19 protein-coding genes are annotated in these 16,670 nt (G+C 56.7%); 11 read left to right on the top strand and 8 right to left on the bottom strand.

What is annotated here, in order from left to right; all coding sequences use genetic code 11:
* The 5 genes from rsxG to gstA all read left to right on the top strand — a co-directional run bounded on the left by rsxG (nt 1) and on the right by gstA (nt 4,682).
* Nucleotides 1–621, top strand: coding sequence for an electron transport complex subunit RsxG (rsxG, locus tag ACQUTD_RS09450; protein ID WP_473274747.1), 621 nt, complete (start codon nt 1–3; stop codon nt 619–621).
* Between the two features lie 3 nt (nt 622–624).
* A complete protein-coding gene (locus ACQUTD_RS09445) occupies nt 625–1,323 on the top strand; it encodes an electron transport complex subunit RsxE (protein WP_473274748.1) in 699 nt (232 codons plus the stop codon).
* Nucleotides 1,323–1,958, top strand: coding sequence for an endonuclease III (gene nth, locus ACQUTD_RS09440; RefSeq protein ID WP_318373269.1), 636 nt, complete (start codon nt 1,323–1,325; stop codon nt 1,956–1,958). Before ACQUTD_RS09445 ends, nth begins: the two co-directional genes overlap by 1 nt.
* Nucleotides 1,959–2,477: 519 nt before the next feature.
* A complete protein-coding gene (gene dtpA / locus ACQUTD_RS09435; protein WP_473274749.1) occupies nt 2,478–3,980 on the top strand; it encodes a dipeptide/tripeptide permease DtpA in 1,503 nt (500 codons plus the stop codon).
* Between the two features lie 99 nt (nt 3,981–4,079).
* Nucleotides 4,080–4,682 carry a glutathione transferase GstA gene (gene gstA / locus ACQUTD_RS09430; protein WP_473274750.1) on the top strand — a complete coding sequence of 201 codons (603 nt, stop codon included), beginning with the start codon at nt 4,080–4,082 and terminating at the stop codon, nt 4,680–4,682.
* A gap of 84 nt (nt 4,683–4,766) precedes the next feature.
* On the opposite strand, the gene tyrS is transcribed toward gstA, so the two are convergent.
* The 4 genes from tyrS to anmK all read right to left on the bottom strand — a co-directional run bounded on the left by tyrS (nt 4,767) and on the right by anmK (nt 8,439).
* Nucleotides 4,767–6,041 (bottom strand): tyrosine--tRNA ligase, encoded by a 1,275-nt coding sequence (gene tyrS / locus ACQUTD_RS09425; protein ID WP_473274752.1) that lies wholly within the window; start codon nt 6,039–6,041, stop codon nt 4,767–4,769.
* A gap of 124 nt (nt 6,042–6,165) precedes the next feature.
* Nucleotides 6,166–6,822, bottom strand: a complete 657-nt coding sequence (pdxH, locus tag ACQUTD_RS09420; RefSeq protein ID WP_473274753.1) for a pyridoxamine 5'-phosphate oxidase — start codon at nt 6,820–6,822, stop codon at nt 6,166–6,168.
* A gap of 56 nt (nt 6,823–6,878) precedes the next feature.
* Complete coding sequence (gene mliC / locus ACQUTD_RS09415) at nt 6,879–7,202, bottom strand: C-type lysozyme inhibitor (protein WP_318363081.1); 324 nt, start codon at nt 7,200–7,202, stop codon at nt 6,879–6,881.
* A gap of 103 nt (nt 7,203–7,305) precedes the next feature.
* Nucleotides 7,306–8,439, bottom strand: a complete 1,134-nt coding sequence (anmK, locus tag ACQUTD_RS09410) for an anhydro-N-acetylmuramic acid kinase (protein ID WP_318363082.1) — start codon at nt 8,437–8,439, stop codon at nt 7,306–7,308.
* A gap of 278 nt (nt 8,440–8,717) precedes the next feature.
* On the opposite strand from anmK, the gene slyB reads away from it, so the two are divergent.
* On the top strand, nt 8,718–9,185 hold the full coding sequence (gene slyB / locus ACQUTD_RS09405) for an outer membrane lipoprotein SlyB (protein ID WP_072568314.1): 468 nt from the start codon (nt 8,718–8,720) through the stop codon (nt 9,183–9,185).
* A gap of 51 nt (nt 9,186–9,236) precedes the next feature.
* Here slyB and slyA read toward each other — a convergent pair whose 3' ends face one another.
* Nucleotides 9,237–9,677 carry a transcriptional regulator SlyA gene (slyA, locus tag ACQUTD_RS09400; protein ID WP_072568313.1) on the bottom strand — a complete coding sequence of 147 codons (441 nt, stop codon included), beginning with the start codon at nt 9,675–9,677 and terminating at the stop codon, nt 9,237–9,239.
* A 193-nt stretch (nt 9,678–9,870) separates the two neighbouring features.
* Between slyA and ACQUTD_RS09395 the strand changes: the two genes are divergently transcribed.
* From ACQUTD_RS09395 to ACQUTD_RS09385, 3 genes are read left to right on the top strand one after another with little or no spacing between them, the layout of a single operon-like run.
* Nucleotides 9,871–10,116 (top strand): DUF1656 domain-containing protein, encoded by a 246-nt coding sequence (locus tag ACQUTD_RS09395; protein WP_072568312.1) that lies wholly within the window; start codon nt 9,871–9,873, stop codon nt 10,114–10,116.
* The gene (locus ACQUTD_RS09390) at nt 10,113–10,964 is read left to right on the top strand and encodes an efflux RND transporter periplasmic adaptor subunit (protein ID WP_473274755.1); all 852 of its coding nucleotides are present in this window, start codon (nt 10,113–10,115) and stop codon (nt 10,962–10,964) included. Before ACQUTD_RS09395 ends, ACQUTD_RS09390 begins: the two co-directional genes overlap by 4 nt.
* A 2-nt stretch (nt 10,965–10,966) precedes the next feature.
* Nucleotides 10,967–12,979 carry an FUSC family protein gene (locus ACQUTD_RS09385; RefSeq protein WP_473274757.1) on the top strand — a complete coding sequence of 671 codons (2,013 nt, stop codon included), beginning with the start codon at nt 10,967–10,969 and terminating at the stop codon, nt 12,977–12,979.
* Here the strand turns inward: ACQUTD_RS09385 and sodC are convergent.
* The 3 genes from sodC to ACQUTD_RS09370 form a co-directional block, all read right to left on the bottom strand.
* Nucleotides 12,972–13,493 (bottom strand): superoxide dismutase [Cu-Zn] SodC, encoded by a 522-nt coding sequence (gene sodC, locus ACQUTD_RS09380; protein WP_473274760.1) that lies wholly within the window; start codon nt 13,491–13,493, stop codon nt 12,972–12,974. The genes ACQUTD_RS09385 and sodC overlap by 8 nt on opposite strands.
* A gap of 80 nt (nt 13,494–13,573) precedes the next feature.
* A complete protein-coding gene (locus tag ACQUTD_RS09375) occupies nt 13,574–14,470 on the bottom strand; it encodes an aldo/keto reductase (protein ID WP_473274764.1) in 897 nt (298 codons plus the stop codon).
* A 49-nt stretch (nt 14,471–14,519) separates the two neighbouring features.
* Nucleotides 14,520–14,759, bottom strand: a complete 240-nt coding sequence (locus tag ACQUTD_RS09370) for a DUF1289 domain-containing protein (RefSeq protein WP_318373261.1) — start codon at nt 14,757–14,759, stop codon at nt 14,520–14,522.
* Nucleotides 14,760–14,857: 98 nt separating this feature from the next.
* On the opposite strand from ACQUTD_RS09370, the gene ACQUTD_RS09365 reads away from it, so the two are divergent.
* Both ACQUTD_RS09365 and nemA read left to right on the top strand, forming a co-directional pair.
* On the top strand, nt 14,858–15,457 hold the full coding sequence (locus ACQUTD_RS09365; protein ID WP_318376297.1) for a TetR/AcrR family transcriptional regulator: 600 nt from the start codon (nt 14,858–14,860) through the stop codon (nt 15,455–15,457).
* Between the two features lie 53 nt (nt 15,458–15,510).
* A complete protein-coding gene (gene nemA / locus ACQUTD_RS09360; protein ID WP_321987381.1) occupies nt 15,511–16,605 on the top strand; it encodes an alkene reductase in 1,095 nt (364 codons plus the stop codon).
* The last annotated feature ends 65 nt before the right edge of the window (nt 16,606–16,670 follow it).

Here is a 16,670-nt window from a genome sequence, read left to right as displayed (position 1 = left end):
ATGTTAAAGACCATGCAAAAACACGGTGTGACGCTGGCGATCTTTGCCGCCTGCTGTACCGGCATGACCGCCGCGATTAACCAGCTGACTAAATCGACCATTGACGATCAGGCGGCGCTGCAACAGAAAGCGCTGTTCGATCAGGTGGTGCCCGCGTCGCTTTATGATAACGATCTCAGCCAGAGCTGCTATTTTGTTACTGCGCCAGAGCTGGGCAAAGGCGAGCATCGCGTCTATATTGCCCGAAAAGACGACACGCCGGTGGCGGCCGTCATTGAAGCCACCGCGCCGGACGGCTATTCCGGTGCGATCCAGTTGCTGGTCGGCGCGGATTTTTCCGGTACGGTGACCGGGGCGCGCGTCACCGAACATCATGAAACCCCGGGACTGGGGGACAAAATTGAGCTGCGCATTTCCGACTGGATCCTGACCTTTGCAGGCCGCAAAATCGATCCGCAGGACAGCGTGCACTGGGCAGTGAAAAAGGACGGCGGGGATATCGATCAGTTTACCGGCGCGACCATTACGCCGCGCGCGGTGGTGAACGCCGTCAAACGGGCGGGGATCTACGCACAATCGCTGCCTGCCCGTCTTAACCAATTACCGGCCTGTGGAGAGTAAACCATGAGCGAAGTCAAAGAGGTTATTGTTCAGGGGTTGTGGAAAAACAACTCCGCGCTGGTGCAACTGCTGGGGATGTGTCCGCTGCTGGCGGTGACCTCTACCGCCACCAACGCGCTGGGACTGGGGCTGGCCACCACCCTGGTGCTGACGCTGACTAACCTGTCCATTTCCGCCCTGCGCCGCTGGACGCCGTCGGAGATCCGTATTCCCATTTACGTGATGATTATCGCCTCTGTGGTGAGCGTGGTGCAGATGCTGATCAACGCCTATGCGTTTGGCCTGTACCAGTCGCTGGGGATCTTTATTCCGCTGATCGTCACCAACTGTATCGTGGTGGGTCGGGCAGAAGCTTTTGCGGCGAAGAAAGGCCCGGCGCTGTCGGCTCTGGACGGCTTTGCCATCGGCATGGGCGCAACCGGCGCGATGTTTGTGCTGGGATCGATGCGTGAAATCCTCGGTAACGGCACCCTGTTTGACGGCGCGGATGCGCTGCTGGGTGGCTGGGCCAAGGCGCTGCGCATTGAAGTCTTCCACACCGATTCCCCTTTCCTGCTGGCGATGCTGCCCCCCGGCGCTTTTATTGGCCTCGGCATGATGCTGGCGGTGAAATACCTGATTGATGAACGCAGTAAAAAACGTCGCGCGGCGGCGGTGGCAACCTCCGACGCGGTGCTGGACGTAACGCCAGAGAAGGCATAATGAACAACGTTAAACGAAGGGAAATCCTGACCCGCCTGCGGGATAACAATCCGCATCCGACTACCGAGCTTAACTTCAGCTCCCCCTTTGAGCTGCTGATTGCGGTTTTGCTGTCGGCGCAGGCCACCGATGTCAGCGTCAATAAAGCCACCGCCAGACTCTACCCGGTGGCGAATACGCCGCAGGCGATGCTGGAGTTGGGCGTCGAGGGGGTAAAGTCGTACATCAAGACCATCGGCCTGTTTAACAGCAAGGCGGAAAACGTTATCAAAACCTGCCGCATGCTGATCGATCTGCACGGCGGCGAAGTGCCGGAAGATCGCGCCGCGCTGGAAGCACTGCCGGGCGTCGGACGTAAAACCGCGAACGTGGTGCTGAACACCGCTTTCGGCTGGCCGACCATTGCCGTCGATACGCATATTTTCCGGGTCTGCAATCGTACGCGTTTCGCGCCCGGCAAGAACGTAGAGCAAGTTGAAGAAAGCCTGCTGAAGGTGGTGCCAGCTGAGTTTAAAGTGGACTGTCATCACTGGCTGATCCTGCATGGCCGCTATACCTGTATTGCCCGCAAGCCTCGCTGCGGTTCCTGCCTGATTGAAGACCTCTGCGAATACAAAGAAAAAGTCTACGAGTAGCTACGCGCTTAGCGGATCCGCAGGCGCTTATTCCATCGGAGTGCGCCTGAATGTTTTTTTAGCGCAAAAAATTACTACCACCCACTCCGCCGGATGCATTTTTTTCAGTTTGTTAAAATATTGTATTTTTCGGCAAAGTTACGCCTTGTATCAAAGAGGCTTTTTTTCAACCAGCAACAGATAAAACCAGTCAATTCTGTAATACTGGACTAATTCGCTAAGTTTTTTACCAGATGGCAGAATATATCGCCATATCCCGCTACCACTGCCCCCTTCGCAGAGTAAAAAACTATGTTTTATTCCATTGTGAAATTTAACGCTAAATAACATTTAGCCGCTCCGAGTTTTATCCCGCCCTGTTTATATGTAACAGACTATTACAAAGGTATTGCCTGGAAGCCCCGGATAGGGAACATTACCTGCCGTTTTCCCCTCCCACTATAACTATAAGCGCGATGATCTCTGGACATGGCGCACTGAACACCCCCGTTAATATGGGTTGTAAAAAAAGAGGTATATGTGTCGACTGCAAACAAAAAACCAGCAGATAACGTAAGTATGAACGCGTTCAAACAACCGAAAGCGTTTTATCTGATCTTCTCTATCGAATTATGGGAACGCTTCGGCTTCTACGGTCTGCAAGGCATCATGGCCGTCTACCTGGTGAAACAACTGGGTATGTCCGAATCTGATTCCATTACGCTGTTCTCTTCCTTCAGCGCCCTCGTGTACGGTCTGGTTGCCATCGGTGGCTGGCTGGGCGACAAAGTGCTGGGTACCAAGCGTGTGATTATGCTCGGCGCGATTGTGCTGGCGATTGGTTATGCCCTGGTGGCATGGTCCGGTCACGACGCGGCGGTGGTTTATATGGGTATGGCGACCATTGCGGTGGGTAATGGCCTGTTTAAGGCGAACCCGTCTTCCCTGCTCTCCACCTGCTACGCCAAAGACGATCCACGTCTGGACGGCGCTTTCACCATGTATTACATGGCGGTAAATATCGGCTCCTTCTTCTCCATGCTGGCGACCCCGTGGCTTGCCGCGAAGTTCGGCTGGAGCGTGGCTTTTGCCCTGAGCGTGGTGGGTATGCTGATCACCGTGGTGAACTTCGCGTTCTGCCAGCGCTGGGTGAAACAGTATGGCTCTAAACCAGATTTTGAACCGCTGCGTGTGGGTAGCCTGCTGCTGACCATCGTCGGTATCGTTGTACTGGTGACCATCGCCACCTGGCTGCTGCACAACCAGGGCATCGCTCGTATGGTGCTGGGCGTAGTCGCGCTGGGCATTATCGTTATCTTCGCGAAAGAAACCTTCTCCATGCAGGGTGCGGCACGTCGTAAAATGATCGTCGCCTTCATTCTGATGTTGCAGGCGATTGTGTTCTTCGTGCTGTACAGCCAGATGCCGACCTCGCTGAACTTCTTCGCTATCCGTAACGTTGAGCATGCCATTCTGGGTATCAATTTCGAGCCAGAGCAGTTCCAGGCGCTGAACCCGTTCTGGATCATCATTGGCAGCCCGATCCTTGCGGCCATCTATAACAAGATGGGCGACAACCTGCCGATGCCGCACAAGTTCGCCATTGGTATGGTGCTGTGCTCCGCGGCCTTCCTGATCCTGCCGCTGGGTACCAAATTCGCTACCGATGCGGGTATTGTTTCCGTTAACTGGCTGATCATGAGCTACGCCTTCCAGAGTATCGGTGAGCTGATGATTTCCGGTCTGGGTCTGGCAATGGTGGCGCAGTTGGTGCCGCAACGTCTGATGGGCTTCATCATGGGTAGCTGGTTCCTGACCACCGCCGGTGCGAACCTGATCGCCGGTTATGTGGCTAACCTGATGGCGATCCCGGAAGGGGTGACCGATCCGCTGATGTCCCTGAACGTCTACGGCAGCGTGTTCCTGAAAATTGGTATCGCCACCGCAATCATGGCTGCGCTGATGGTGCTGATGGCGCCGAAACTGAACCGTATGGCGCAGGATGATGTAAAAACTGACGCCCCGGAAATCGCGAAAGCGTAATTGCTTCGGGAAACGCAAATTAAACCGCTGGCATAGTGTCAGCGGTTTTTTTTTGAGGTTTAACGTACACTTGAGTTTCTATAACAACAGGAGTGATCGATGAAATTGTTCTATAAACCGGGCGCCTGCTCACTTGCCCCACATATTATTCTGCGTGAAACGGGTAAGGATTTTACGCTGGAAGCGGTCGATCTGATGACCAAACGCCTCGGCGACGGCAGCGATTACCTCGCCATTAACCCGAAAGGCCAGGTGCCGGCGCTGCAGCTGGACGACGGCACGCTGATCACCGAATCCGTCGTGATCATGCAGTATCTGGCGGACAGCGCGCCGCAGAAAAATCTGCTGGCCCCGACAAGCGATTTGTCGCGTTATAAAACGCTGGAGTGGCTGAACTATATCGCCACCGAACTGCACAAAGGCTTTACGCCGCTGTTCCGCCCGGATACGCCGGACGAGTACAAACCAGTGGCGCGTGCGTTGCTGGAGAAGAAATTGAGCTTCGTAAACGGCGAGCTGGCGTCACGGGAATTTATCGCGGGCGATCATTTCACCATTGCCGATGCCTATCTCTATAACGTGCTGCGCTGGGCGCGCGCGGTGAAACTGGAAATGGGTAACCTGAGCAACATCGACGCCTTTGTGGCGCGTGTGGCGGCGCGTGAGAGCGTGATCGCCGCGCAGGCGGCAGAAGGTTTATAACATTTCGCCGGGTAAGTGCTGCGCTTACCCGGTCTGCAAATAAAAAAGGGAGTGATTTCTCACTCCCTTTTTAACGTCTGAGACTTACTTCCAGCACACCAGACAGTAGTTTTTCTTACCACGACGCAGCAGCGTGTAACGTCCAAACAGACGATCGCTGTCGGTGAAGGTATATTCCGGATCGGCCTGTTTTTCACCGTTAATGGTAATGGCGTTAGAGGCGATGGTTTTACGCGCCTGACCGCGGGACGGCTGCAGATCGGAATCCACCAGCGCCTGCATCAGATCCGCGCCCTTTTCCATCTCAACCATCGGCACGCCATCCTGCGCCAGCTGTTCGAAATCGGCTTCGCTCAGATCGCTCAGGGTGCCGTTAAACAGGCTGGCGGTGATGCGTTTTGCCGCTTCCAGCCCTTCTTCGCCGTGCACCAGACGCGTCACCTGATCGGCCAGCACATACTGGGCGCGCGGCGCTTTACCGCTGTTCTTGTCTTCTTCTTCCAGCGCGTTGATCTCTTCCAGATCCATAAAGGTGAAGAATTTCAGGAAGCGATAGACATCGGCGTCGGCAGTGTTGATCCAGAACTGGTAGAATTTGTACGGGCTGGTTTTCTTCGGATCGAGCCATACCGCGCCGCCTTCGGTTTTACCGAATTTGGTGCCGTCAGCTTTGGTGATCAGCGGAACGGTCAGACCGAATACCTGTTTCTGATGCATACGACGCGTCAGATCGATACCGGAGGTGATGTTGCCCCACTGGTCAGAGCCGCCGATTTGCAGCGAAACATTGTGCAGTTTGTTCAGACAGGCGAAGTCGTAGCCCTGCAACAGGTTGTAGGAAAACTCGGTGAAGGAGATGCCCTGGTCGTCGCGGTTCAGACGCTGTTTCACCGCTTCTTTGTTAATCATCTGGTTAACAGAGAAGTGTTTACCGATATCGCGCAGGAAGGTCAGCACGTTCATGTTGCCAAACCAGTCATAGTTGTTCGCCGCGATAGCGGAATTGTCGCCGCAGTCGAAATCGAGGAAAGGCGCAACCTGGCGGCGGATTTTATCCACCCACTCCTGTACGGTGTCTTCGGTATTGAGTTTACGCTCGGCGGCTTTGAAGCTCGGATCGCCAATCAGACCCGTTGCCCCGCCCACCAGCGCGACTGGCTTATGCCCGGCCTGCTGGAACCGTTTCAGGCATAACAAAGGAACCAGATGCCCCAAATGCAAGCTGTCAGCGGTAGGATCGAAGCCGCAATACAGCGCGATCGGACCTTGCGCCAGCAGCGAGGCTAACGCCTCTTCATCCGTCACCTGAGCGACCAGGCCCCGCTCTTGCAATTGTTTAATCAAGTTACTGCTTGCCATCAAATTCTCCATTTAAAACGACTGCACCTCTGCCGGTACACGGCCTTTCGCCAGTTACGAAAAGAGACATAGAATAAAGCGCCGGAAACAGGAGCACCAGCGCTTAACACAACATTTTTAGCGATCAGGGCGCGAGACGGTCAATTTTCCAGGCGTCATTTTCCCGCTGGTATAAAAAACGATCATGCAGACGATGCGCGCCGCCCTGCCAGAATTCCATCTGCTCGATGCTGATGCGGAAACCGCCCCAGAAGCTCGGCAGCGGCACTTCTCCCTGCTGAAATTTTTGCTTCAGTTCCAGAAACTTGCTTTCGAGAATGCCGCGGGCGGAAATGCGGGTGGACTGCTGCGAAACCCAGGCGCCGATCTGACTGTCGCGGGGGCGGCTGTGGAAATATTTCACCACTTCCAGCGTCGACAGGCGTTCGGCTTTGCCGGTGACCATCACCTGACGCTCAAGCATATGCCAGGGAAAAAGTAAGTTTACGCGGGGATTGCGTTCGATATGCTGCGCCTTGCGGCTGCTGAGGTTGGTATAAAACACGAAGCCTTTTTCGTCATAGTGTTTCAGCAACACAATGCGCTGGTAAGGCTGCCCGTTTTCATCGACGGTGGCTACCACCATGGCGGTGGGATCGGCCAGTTTTGCTTCGCAGGCCTGGCCCAGCCAGCGCTCAAACAGCGCTATCGGTTCAGCGGGGAGATCGTTGCGGCGTAAACCGCCTTTGGTGTATTCACGGCGCAGATGCGCGATATGTTGCAGTTCATCGTGGTCTGACATGGCATTCGCTACGTTGTGATCGGGTGGCGCTATTGTGCGCCGCCCGGCTGGAAATCTCAACGTTGCGGGTTTTGTAGCTGGCAGTTCTCCAGTACCACGCGATCGCGATGATACACGGTGGCGCTGTCGCCCTTCGACCAGAACACATAGATCCCATCGGTATAACGCGCGCCGGAGGCTGACAGGCCCTGCGTCAGGACGAGCGGTTTATTATCCAGCACAAAACTCACTTCCTGGCGGGGATGATTCAGCTTCACGGTCAGCGGTTTTTCTTCACACTGATATTCCAGCGTATCGGTGTTCATGCGATCGACAAACTGGTTATAGGTACTACATCCTGCCAGCAGCACTGGCACACATGCGATTAACAGTTTTTTCATTCACCTGTCCCATAGACTTTCCCGGTCTGAGAGGGCTGCACCCTCTCGCTTTACCGCACCAGTCTACCGGCCAGAGGCGTGCCGGGGAGTCAGGAAACTCTGATTATGCCCGCGTGCGGGGTGGATGGCGGGGATTCGCCGGGAATATCGCCCCCAGTACGCTGGCGGCGGACGCGCCGGTCACCGACGGCAGATTGCCCGGTAAGCCCGCCACGGTGCGCCATGCCAGCCAGGCGAAGGCCAGCGCCTCCATGTCGTCACCGCTGATCCCTGCTTCATCAGTGGTGGAGACTTCAATACCCGGCAGCAGCGCGGCCAGCCGCGCCATCAGCAGCGGATTACGACCGCCGCCGCCGCACACCAGCAACCGCTCTGCGCCACCGCTCAGTTGTACCTGTTCGGCAATAGTTATCGCCGTCAGCTCGACCAGTGTGGCCTGCACATCAGCGCCAGCCACGCCGGGGAAATGCGCCAGGTGGCGTTCCAGCCAGCCGTAGTTGAAATACTCCCGCCCGGTGCTTTTCGGCGCGGGGGCGGAAAAATAGGCATCGCGTTGCATATTTTGCAGCAATGGCAGGATCACATTGCCTGCGCTGGCCCACTGTGCGTCTTTATCATAGGGCTTACCTTTTTGCCGCCAGATCCAGGCATCCATCAGCATATTGCCCGGCCCGGTGTCGTAACCGCGCACCGGCTGCCCCGGAAACAGCAACGAGAGATTGGCGATGCCGCCAATGTTCAGCACCATGCGGCGTTCTGTGGGATGCGCGAGCAACGCGTGATGAAAGGCGGGCACCAGCGGCGCGCCCTGCCCGCCCAGCGCCATATCCCGGCGGCGAAAATCGCCCACGACGGTCACGCCGGTACGGGCGACGATCTGATTGTTGTCACCGATTTGCAGCGTATGCGGCGCTTCGCCTTGCGGCTCGTGCCACACGGTTTGTCCGTGACAGCCAATCGCCACCACATCTTCCGGGCGCAGCTGCTCCCGGACCATCAGTGCCTGCACCGCCTCTGCAAAGAGTTTGCCGAGCTGCGTATCCAGCTGCCCGAACTGCGACAGCGTAAGCTGCTGCCCCTGGCAGATGTTCAGGATCGCCTGCTTAAGCGGAACGGGAATAGGCCAGGTCAGGCTCGCCTGCTGCGCCACCATCCGGTCATCAATGGCCGCAAGGACCACGTCCACCCCGTCCAGGCTGGTTCCCGACATAACGCCAATGTAGCGACCTGATTTCATACGCCTTCCTGTTTGCGTGCGGATAAAAGTTAACAGACATAACACTCCACCATAAAGTGACGGCTAATACTATGAAGTCTTATGTCTTTTTGTGTATAGCCGTTATCGCCAGGCGATATTTGACGTTACACTTGTTTCGTTTAGACGAAGTTAAGCGGGCCAAAGGTACAATATTTACCGCGAGCTGGCAGAAGTTGTGTCCTCAATGGCTAAATGCCATATAATTTAGTTATACGGATGCTCACCTGAGCGTTTCTTGTTGGACAGGAGATTCATAAATGATGTTACGTGTAATGGCCGTTTCGCTGATTGGTTTCACTCTTGCAGGTTGCGTGAACAACGATAGCCTTTCAGGAGACGTTTATACGGCATCCGAAGCCAAGCAGGTGCAGAGTGTGACCTACGGTACCGTGGTAAACGTACGTCCGGTACAGATCCAGGGCGGCGATGATTCTAACGTTATCGGCGCGTTAGGCGGCGCGGTGCTGGGTGGTTTCCTGGGTAACACCGTCGGCGGCGGCACAGGTCGTTCACTGGCTACAGCGGCGGGCGCGGTCGCTGGTGGCGTGGCGGGACAGGGCGTGCAGGGTTCCATGAATAAAACCCAGGGCGTTGAGCTGGAAATCCGAAAAGACGACGGCAACAGCATTATCGTGGTGCAGAAACAGGGTAATTCCCGCTTCTCGCCAGGCCAGCGTGTCGCTCTGGCAACCAACGGCGGCCAGGTAACGGCGTCTCCGCGTTAATTCATACGCTGCCAGGTAATAAAAAAGCCCTGCTATGCAGGGCTTTTATCATTAATCACGCGTATGTAATTCAATAATATTTTGCTCAAGCCGGGCGATAAGACTGATAAGCTGCGTCAATTCTTCTTCCGAAATCCCCGACAGTATTTCACCGCGAGTCTTTCTGATCACCGTTTCCATTTCATCTATAATGGGAGTGGCTTTCTCTGTGAGCTTGATACGTTTTGCACGACGGTCACTGGCGCAGGTCTGACGGGATATAAGCCCTTTGTCTTCCAGCTGATCCAGCGTACGCACCAGCGAAGGCTGTTCAATGCCGATCGCTTTTGCCAGTTGAATTTGCGACTGCTCGGGAGGTAACTGGTGAATATTATGCAGCGTTACCCAGTGAGTCTGCGTTAATTCCAGAGGTTTGAGGCGATGGTCAATTAAAGCACGCCAGATGCGCACTAAACGTGCCAGATCAGAACCTAATGGCGATTCCAATTTCATCTCCTTATAATTAGCTTGCTAAGTTATTATACTGATTTTAGAATAGTGTGCAGCATTTATATTGGTAAAACAAATGTAAAGCTTTAACGTATTTTCCTATATTGTTGTTTTTAAAAGCTTGTTAACCAGACGCTATTGTTACTTTTTTGTATAACCCGGGTTTACCCCTTCACTTTGCACAGGATCCCTGCCCGTGACGCTCAGATTCATCACCTCTGGCCTGCCCCTCCAGGATCTGATTGTCGGCGCATCCGTTTATTTCCCGCCGTTGTTTTATGCCGTCGCGCTTGGTTTCTTTCTCTGGCTGATCGCCCATCGCCTGCTGCGCGGCTGGATCTATGCCGGTGATATCTGGCATCCGCTGCTGATGGATCTCTCTTTATTCGTAATTTCGGTGGCACTGGCTCAGGCCCTGTTGATTGCGTGGACGTCGTTATGAAAACCTTAAAATATTTCTCCACGCTGCTGGTGCTTGCCCTCGCCATCATTGCCGGGATCTGGCTGTGGAATTATTACATGCAGTCGCCCTGGACGCGGGACGGCAAGATCCGCGCCGAACAGGTCAGCGTTACGCCGCAGGTGTCCGGCAGCATCACGACGCTGAACGTGCGGGATAATCAGTTTGTGCATGCCGGCGAGGTGCTGTTCCGCATCGACGAAACGCCCTATCGCATCGCCATTTTAAACGCCGAAGCGCAACTGGCTCGCGCAAAAACGGAACTGGCAAAAGCCAATAACGAAGCCAGCCGCCGCCGACATCTGCCTCATAACTATATTTCCGCCGAAGATCTGGATACCGCCAATATCAATGTCAAAGCCATGCAGGCTGACGTCGCGGCGGCGCAGGCCGAGCTTGCGCAGGCGCAATGGCAGCAACAGCAAACGACGGTCACCTCGCCGGTTGACGGCTGGGTGACCAATCTTTCCGCCCGCGTGGGTAATTACGCCACCGCCGGACAGCCGGTATTCGCGGTAGTGGACAGCCACTCGTTTTATGTCATCGGCTATTTCGAAGAGACCAAACTTCGCCATATCCGCGAGGGAATGCCCGCCAGCGTGGTGCTCTACAGCAGCGATCAAAAGTTACAGGGTCACGTATCCAGTATTGGTCGCGCTATCTCCGATCAGAGCGTGGAGAGCGACAGCGGTCTGGTGGCCGACGTGAAACCGAACGTGCCCTGGGTACGACTGGCCCAGCGGGTGCCGGTGCGCATTGAATTCGATGCGCCGCCGCAGGGCCTGACGCTGGTGTCCGGCACCACCTGTACCGTGGCAATCGGACGCTGACTGTGCGGCTGCTTCAGGCGCTGCCGTGGTTTAAGGCCTCCCGTGCGCAGTGGCGCTATGCCCTGCGCAATGGTATCGCCATGTGTCTGGCGCTCAGCGTCGCCTATACGCTTAATCTCGACGAACCTTACTGGGCGATGACCTCTGCGGCGGTCGTCAGCTTTCCTACCGTCGGCGGGGTGATCAGCAAAAGTCTTGGCCGTATCGCCGGAAGCCTGCTCGGGGCCGTGGCCGCGCTGCTGATCGCCGGTCATACCCTTAACGATCCATGGCTGTTTTTATTCGCCATGGCGGGCTGGATCGGCTACTGCACCTGGGCCTGCGCGCACTACAGCAATAACGTGGCCTATGCCTTTCAGCTGGCGGGGTATACCGCGGCGATCATCGCCTTCCCGGTGATCAATATCAGCGAAACCGGCGAGCTGTGGGACATCGCCCAGTCGCGGGTCTGCGAGGTGATCGTGGGGATCCTGTCGGGGGGCATGATGATGATGATCCTGCCGAGCGCCCCGGATGGTACGGCGCTGCTCAGCGCGCTGAAAAACAGGCAAGCCCGCCTGCTGGAACACGCCGCCTTACTCTGGCAGCCGGACACCAGCGACGCCATTCGCGCCGCCCATGAAAATGTCATCGGCCAGATCCTCACCCTCAACCTGCTGCGCATTCAGGCGTTCTGGAGCCACTACCGCTTTCGCCAGCAAAACGCCCTGCTCAACTATTTGCTTCATCAACAGCTACGCATGACCAGCGTGATCTCAAGTCTGCGGCGTCTGCTGCTGAACTGGCCCGACGCACCGGCCGCCACCCGACCGCTGCTGGAACAGCTACTCGCCACCCTCGGGCGTCCGGATGCGGATTTTTATGCCGTGGCGCGCATTATCGCCCCGCTGGCACCGCGGGATGATGCCGATTACCGCCACCGCGCCTTCTGGGACAGGCTGCGCTATTTTTGCCGCTTGCACTTAGCCAGCAGTCGCTGGATCCAGCGGCTGGAACATGCCCGCCCCGTCACCGCTTTCGCCGTGCCGCGTGCGCCAGCGCTGGCCCGTCATACCGATAATCTGGAAGCGTTATGGAGCGGACTGCGTACCTTCGCCACCCTGATCGCCATCGGCGCATGGGCCATCGGCGCGCAGTGGGAGGCTGGCGCCCCGGCGCTGACGCTGGCGGCCATCAGCTGCGTGCTCTATTCCGCCGTTGCCTCGCCTTTCAGCTCCCTGACGTTGCTGATGCGCACGCTGCTTTTACTGTCGCTGTTCAGCTTTGCGGTGAAGTTTGGCCTGATGGTGCAAATTTCGGAGCTTTGGCAGTTTTTACTTTTTCTGTTTCCGCTGCTGACCACCATGCAACTGCTGAAGCTGCAAATGGCGAAATACGCCGGTCTGTGGGGGCAATTGATTGTCTTTATGGGATCGTTTATTTCCGTCACCAATCCCCCGGTGTATGACTTCGCGGATTTTCTGAATGACGATCTGGGGAAATTACTCGGCGTGGGCATGGCGTGGCTGGCATTCGCGGTGCTGCGTCCCGGATCGGATGCCCGTAAAAGCCATCGTCATATTCGCGCCCTGCGCCTGCGGTTTATCGATCAGCTGAGCCGTCGGCCGCGCTACCGCGAAAGTGAGTTCGAGTCGCTGGTTTATCATCACGTCAGCCAGCTCAGCCAGAGTAAAGACGCGCAGTCCAGGCGCTGGCTGTTGCGCTGGGGGGTGGTGCTGCTCAACTGTACGCATGTGGTGTGGCAGTTGCGCGACTGGGAAACCCGCTCCGATCCGTTGTCGCGGGTGCGGGATCGCTGTCTTGCGCTGCTGCGCGGCGTGATGAGTGAAAAAGGCGTGCGGCATGTTTCGCTGGGGATAACGCTGGAGGAGCTACAGCGCATCTGCGATACGCTGGCCCGGCATCACCAGCCTGCTGCCCGGGAACTGGCCTCCATTGTCTGGCGGCTCTATTGCGCGCTCCTGCAACTTGAACAGGCCCCGGTAGCAGGCGTGGTACCTGCAGAGATTACTTGATGACACCACAGGCGTAACGGGCTCCGCCACCGCCCAGAGGCTCCGGCGAGTCGGACATATTATCGCCGCCAACGTGGATCATCAGCGCTTTGTCTTTCACTTCATCAAGTTTTTTCAGCCGTGGCGCCACCACCGCGTCGGTGGCCTTACCGTCATTGTTGACCACCAGCACCGGCAGATCGCCGGTATGCCCTTCACCTTCGGGGCCTTCATGCTTGCCGGTGTCGTGCGGATCGAGGTGGCCGCCTGCGGCTTCTGCCGCCACTGCTTTACCGTCTTTTATGGCCGGTTCGCAGGAGCCTTTGGCATGCACATGGAAACCGTGCTCGCCGGGCGGCAGGGCTTTAAGATTGGGGGCAAATTCCAGCCCTTTATCGGTTTCACTGATTTTAACTGTACCAATGGACTGCCCGATGCCCCCGGAGGTGACGAGGTTCATCGTAACTTCCTGGCTGGCAGCCTGCGCGCCAGCGCAGACGGACAGAGCCAGCATCGCGAGACAAAAACGCTTCATATAACCTCCCTTGATCAGATTTACCCCTGAAGTGTAAACCAGGGGTAAGGATCTCACTGGAAAGTCAGGTTATTCCGTGATCAGGGAACGTCGTAGCCCAGCGCGGCTTTGCGGATACGGAACCACTGCTGGCGGCTGAGCTGGATGTTTTCCGCCTCAATAGCCGCCCGTACGCGCTCAATTTTACCGGAGCCGATAATCGGCAGCGGCTGTGACGGCAGACGCAGAACCCACGCATAGACCACCTGCTCAATGCTGGCGGCATTCACTTCCTGAGCGATCTGCGCCAGTTCATCCCGCAGCGGCTGGAAAGCGTCGTCATTAAACAGACGACCGCCGCCGAGGCAGGACCACGCCATCGGGCGCACGCGCAGTTGCTGGAGCTGGTCGAGGGTGCCGTCAAGGATCAGCGGCTGATGCACCGGTGAAATCTCGACCTGGTTGGTGGCGAGGGTAAACGGCAGACGGGACTGCAACAGCGCGAACTGCGCCGGGGTAAAGTTTGACACGCCGAAATGACGCACTTTGCCGCTCTGGTGCAGATGCAGGAAGCCTTCCGCCACGTCATCCGCATCCATCAGCGGATCCGGGCGGTGGATCAGCAGCAAATCAAGATGATCGACAGCCAGATCGCGCAGCGACTGTTCGGCGCTGGCGATGATATGACTTTTATCGGTGATGTAATGACCGAGCGCATTTTCCGCGCGGGCGGTGGTGGCGATGCCGCACTTGGACACCACTTCCATGCGGGCGCGCAGATGCGGGGCCAGCTTTAAGGCTTCACCAAAGGCCGCTTCGCACTGATAACCGCCATAAATATCGGCGTGATCGACAGTGGTCACGCCCAGATCGAGATGTTCTTCAATGAAGCTCACCAGCTGGCGCGCAGACATATTCCAGTCCATCAGACGCCAGTAACCCATTACGAAACGTGAAAATTCCGGGCCTTGCGGCGCAAGGGTAATACGCTGAACCATAACCGCTTCCTCTTTAATTAATGTGCTCTGAGTATACGCATATGCACGATTAAAAAAGTGAAGGTTGTTGCGGTTCCTCCGGCGCATCCGGTTTGTTTGCGCGTAATTTACGCAGCAGACGCTGGCGGCACAGGCGCAACACCGTCTGCTTTTGCGTATCACTCATGTTTTGCCAGTTAAAACGTTCGTCCCGCGTTCGCATGCAGCCGCGGCAAAATCCGCGCTCGTCCGTCTGACAAATGCCCCGACACGGACTCTGGATCGGGAAAAACTCAAGTTGCTCTGCCACGCCCGGCCTCCGGTTTAGGGTTTATTACATTGAAGACGCCACCGGAGCATTTCGCAAATCGTCTTGCATTAGACCGAACGGTCTATTACAGTGACGTCATGAACAGACACACTGAACATGATACCCGCGAACATCTGCTGGCCACCGGCGAGCAGTTATGTATGCACCGTGGCTTCACCGGCATGGGATTAAGCGAACTGCTGAAAACGGCGGAAGTGCCCAAGGGTTCGTTTTATCACTATTTCCGCTCGAAAGAAGCCTTCGGCGTCGCGCTGCTGGAGCGTCATTACGCAAATTACCATGCGCGGCTGGCGCAGCATTTTGCCAGCAGTGAAGGTAATTACCGTGACCGCGTGCTGGCCTATTATGAATATACGCTGGAGCAGTTTCGTCAGCAGGGCATTATCAGCGGTTGTCTGACGGTGAAGCTGTCTGCGGAAGTGTGCGATCTGTCAGAGGATATGCGCACCGCCATGAATAATGGCGCAACCCAGGTGATCGCCCTGATTGCGGATGCGCTGGAAAAAGGCCGCGGTGAGCGCAGCCTCGATTTCCCCGGCGATGCGCAGATGCAGGCTCAGGTGCTCTACTCTCTGTGGCTGGGCGCTAATTTACAGGCCAAGATGTCACGCAGCGCCGTGCCGCTGGAAAGCGCGCTGGCGCATGCCCGATTTGTTATCGCAGCGCCTGCACAATAACAGGCGTTTTTATTTCTACTTTTACTAGTCGACCGGTCTATTCAGGAGCAGTTATGTCTAAGTCGTTATTTACCCCGTTGAAAGTGGGTGCCATTACCGTACCGAACCGTGTATTTATGGCTCCGTTGACGCGCCTGCGCAGCATTGAGCCAGGTGACATTCCGACCCCGCTGATGGGCGAATATTACCGCCAGCGCGCCAGCGCCGGTCTTATCATCAGCGAAGCGACGCAGATTTCCGCCCAGGCAAAAGGCTATGCGGGCGCGCCGGGGCTGCACAGCCCGGAGCAGATTGCCGCATGGAAAAAAATCACCGCTGGCGTGCACGCTGAAAATGGCCATATGGCCGTACAGCTGTGGCACACCGGTCGTATCTCCCACACCAGCCTGCAACCGGGCGGTCAGGCGCCGGTCGCGCCCTCTGCCATCGCAGCGGGTACCCGTACTTCCCTGCGTGATGCCAATGGCAACGCCATCCGCGAAGAAACCTCCGTGCCGCGCGCGCTGGAAATCGATGAAATTCCGGGCATCGTGAACGATTTCCGCCAGGCTGTCGCCAACGCCCGCGAAGCCGGTTTTGATCTGGTCGAACTGCATGCCGCCCACGGTTACCTGCTGCACCAGTTCCTGTCCCCTTCCGCTAACCAGCGTACCGATGAGTACGGCGGCAGCGTGGAAAACCGCGCCCGTCTGGTGCTGGAAGTGGTGGATGCGGTCTGTAACGAGTGGGGCGCAGATCGCATTGGTATTCGCGTCTCGCCAATCGGTACCTTCCAGAACACCGACAATGGCCCTAACGAAGAAGCCGATGCGCTGTACCTGATCGAAGAGCTGGCCCGTCGCGGCATCGCTTACCTGCACATGTCTGAGCCGGACTGGGCGGGCGGCGCGCCTTATACCGAAGCCTTCCGTGAAAAAGTGCGCGCCCGTTTCCACGGCCCGATTATCGGCGCCGGGGCTTACACGCCGGAGAAAGCCGAAGATCTGATCGGCAAAGGGCTTATCGATGCGGTGGCCTTTGGTCGTGACTATATCGCCAACCCGGATCTGGTTGAGCGCCTGGAACGCAAAGCGGAACTGAACCCGCAGCGCCCGGAAAGCTTCTACGGCGGCGGCGCGGAAGGTTACACCGACTACCCTACTCTGTGATCCGTTGATTGATAGCGGCGACACTCCGCCGCTATACTGCATAAAGCTTTACGACCGGAACGCAA

This window comes from Enterobacter sp. K510 (assembly GCF_055804875.1).
This window is presented reverse-complemented; position numbering and strand designations above follow the sequence as displayed.

Coding starts and splice junctions, on each gene's coding strand:
- rsxG (WP_473274747.1), top strand. CDS start 1: ATGTTAAAGACCATGCAAAAACACGGTGTGACGCTGGCGATCTTTGCC.
- ACQUTD_RS09445 (WP_473274748.1), top strand. CDS start 625: ATGAGCGAAGTCAAAGAGGTTATTGTTCAGGGGTTGTGGAAAAACAAC.
- nth (WP_318373269.1), top strand. CDS start 1,323: ATGAACAACGTTAAACGAAGGGAAATCCTGACCCGCCTGCGGGATAAC.
- gstA (WP_473274750.1), top strand. CDS start 4,080: ATGAAATTGTTCTATAAACCGGGCGCCTGCTCACTTGCCCCACATATT.
- tyrS (WP_473274752.1), bottom strand. CDS start 6,041: ATGGCAAGCAGTAACTTGATTAAACAATTGCAAGAGCGGGGCCTGGTC.
- pdxH (WP_473274753.1), bottom strand. CDS start 6,822: ATGTCAGACCACGATGAACTGCAACATATCGCGCATCTGCGCCGTGAA.
- mliC (WP_318363081.1), bottom strand. CDS start 7,202: ATGAAAAAACTGTTAATCGCATGTGTGCCAGTGCTGCTGGCAGGATGT.
- anmK (WP_318363082.1), bottom strand. CDS start 8,439: ATGAAATCAGGTCGCTACATTGGCGTTATGTCGGGAACCAGCCTGGAC.
- slyB (WP_072568314.1), top strand. CDS start 8,718: ATGATGTTACGTGTAATGGCCGTTTCGCTGATTGGTTTCACTCTTGCA.
- slyA (WP_072568313.1), bottom strand. CDS start 9,677: ATGAAATTGGAATCGCCATTAGGTTCTGATCTGGCACGTTTAGTGCGC.
- ACQUTD_RS09390 (WP_473274755.1), top strand. CDS start 10,113: ATGAAAACCTTAAAATATTTCTCCACGCTGCTGGTGCTTGCCCTCGCC.
- sodC (WP_473274760.1), bottom strand. CDS start 13,493: ATGAAGCGTTTTTGTCTCGCGATGCTGGCTCTGTCCGTCTGCGCTGGC.
- ACQUTD_RS09375 (WP_473274764.1), bottom strand. CDS start 14,470: ATGGTTCAGCGTATTACCCTTGCGCCGCAAGGCCCGGAATTTTCACGT.
- ACQUTD_RS09365 (WP_318376297.1), top strand. CDS start 14,858: ATGAACAGACACACTGAACATGATACCCGCGAACATCTGCTGGCCACC.
- nemA (WP_321987381.1), top strand. CDS start 15,511: ATGTCTAAGTCGTTATTTACCCCGTTGAAAGTGGGTGCCATTACCGTA.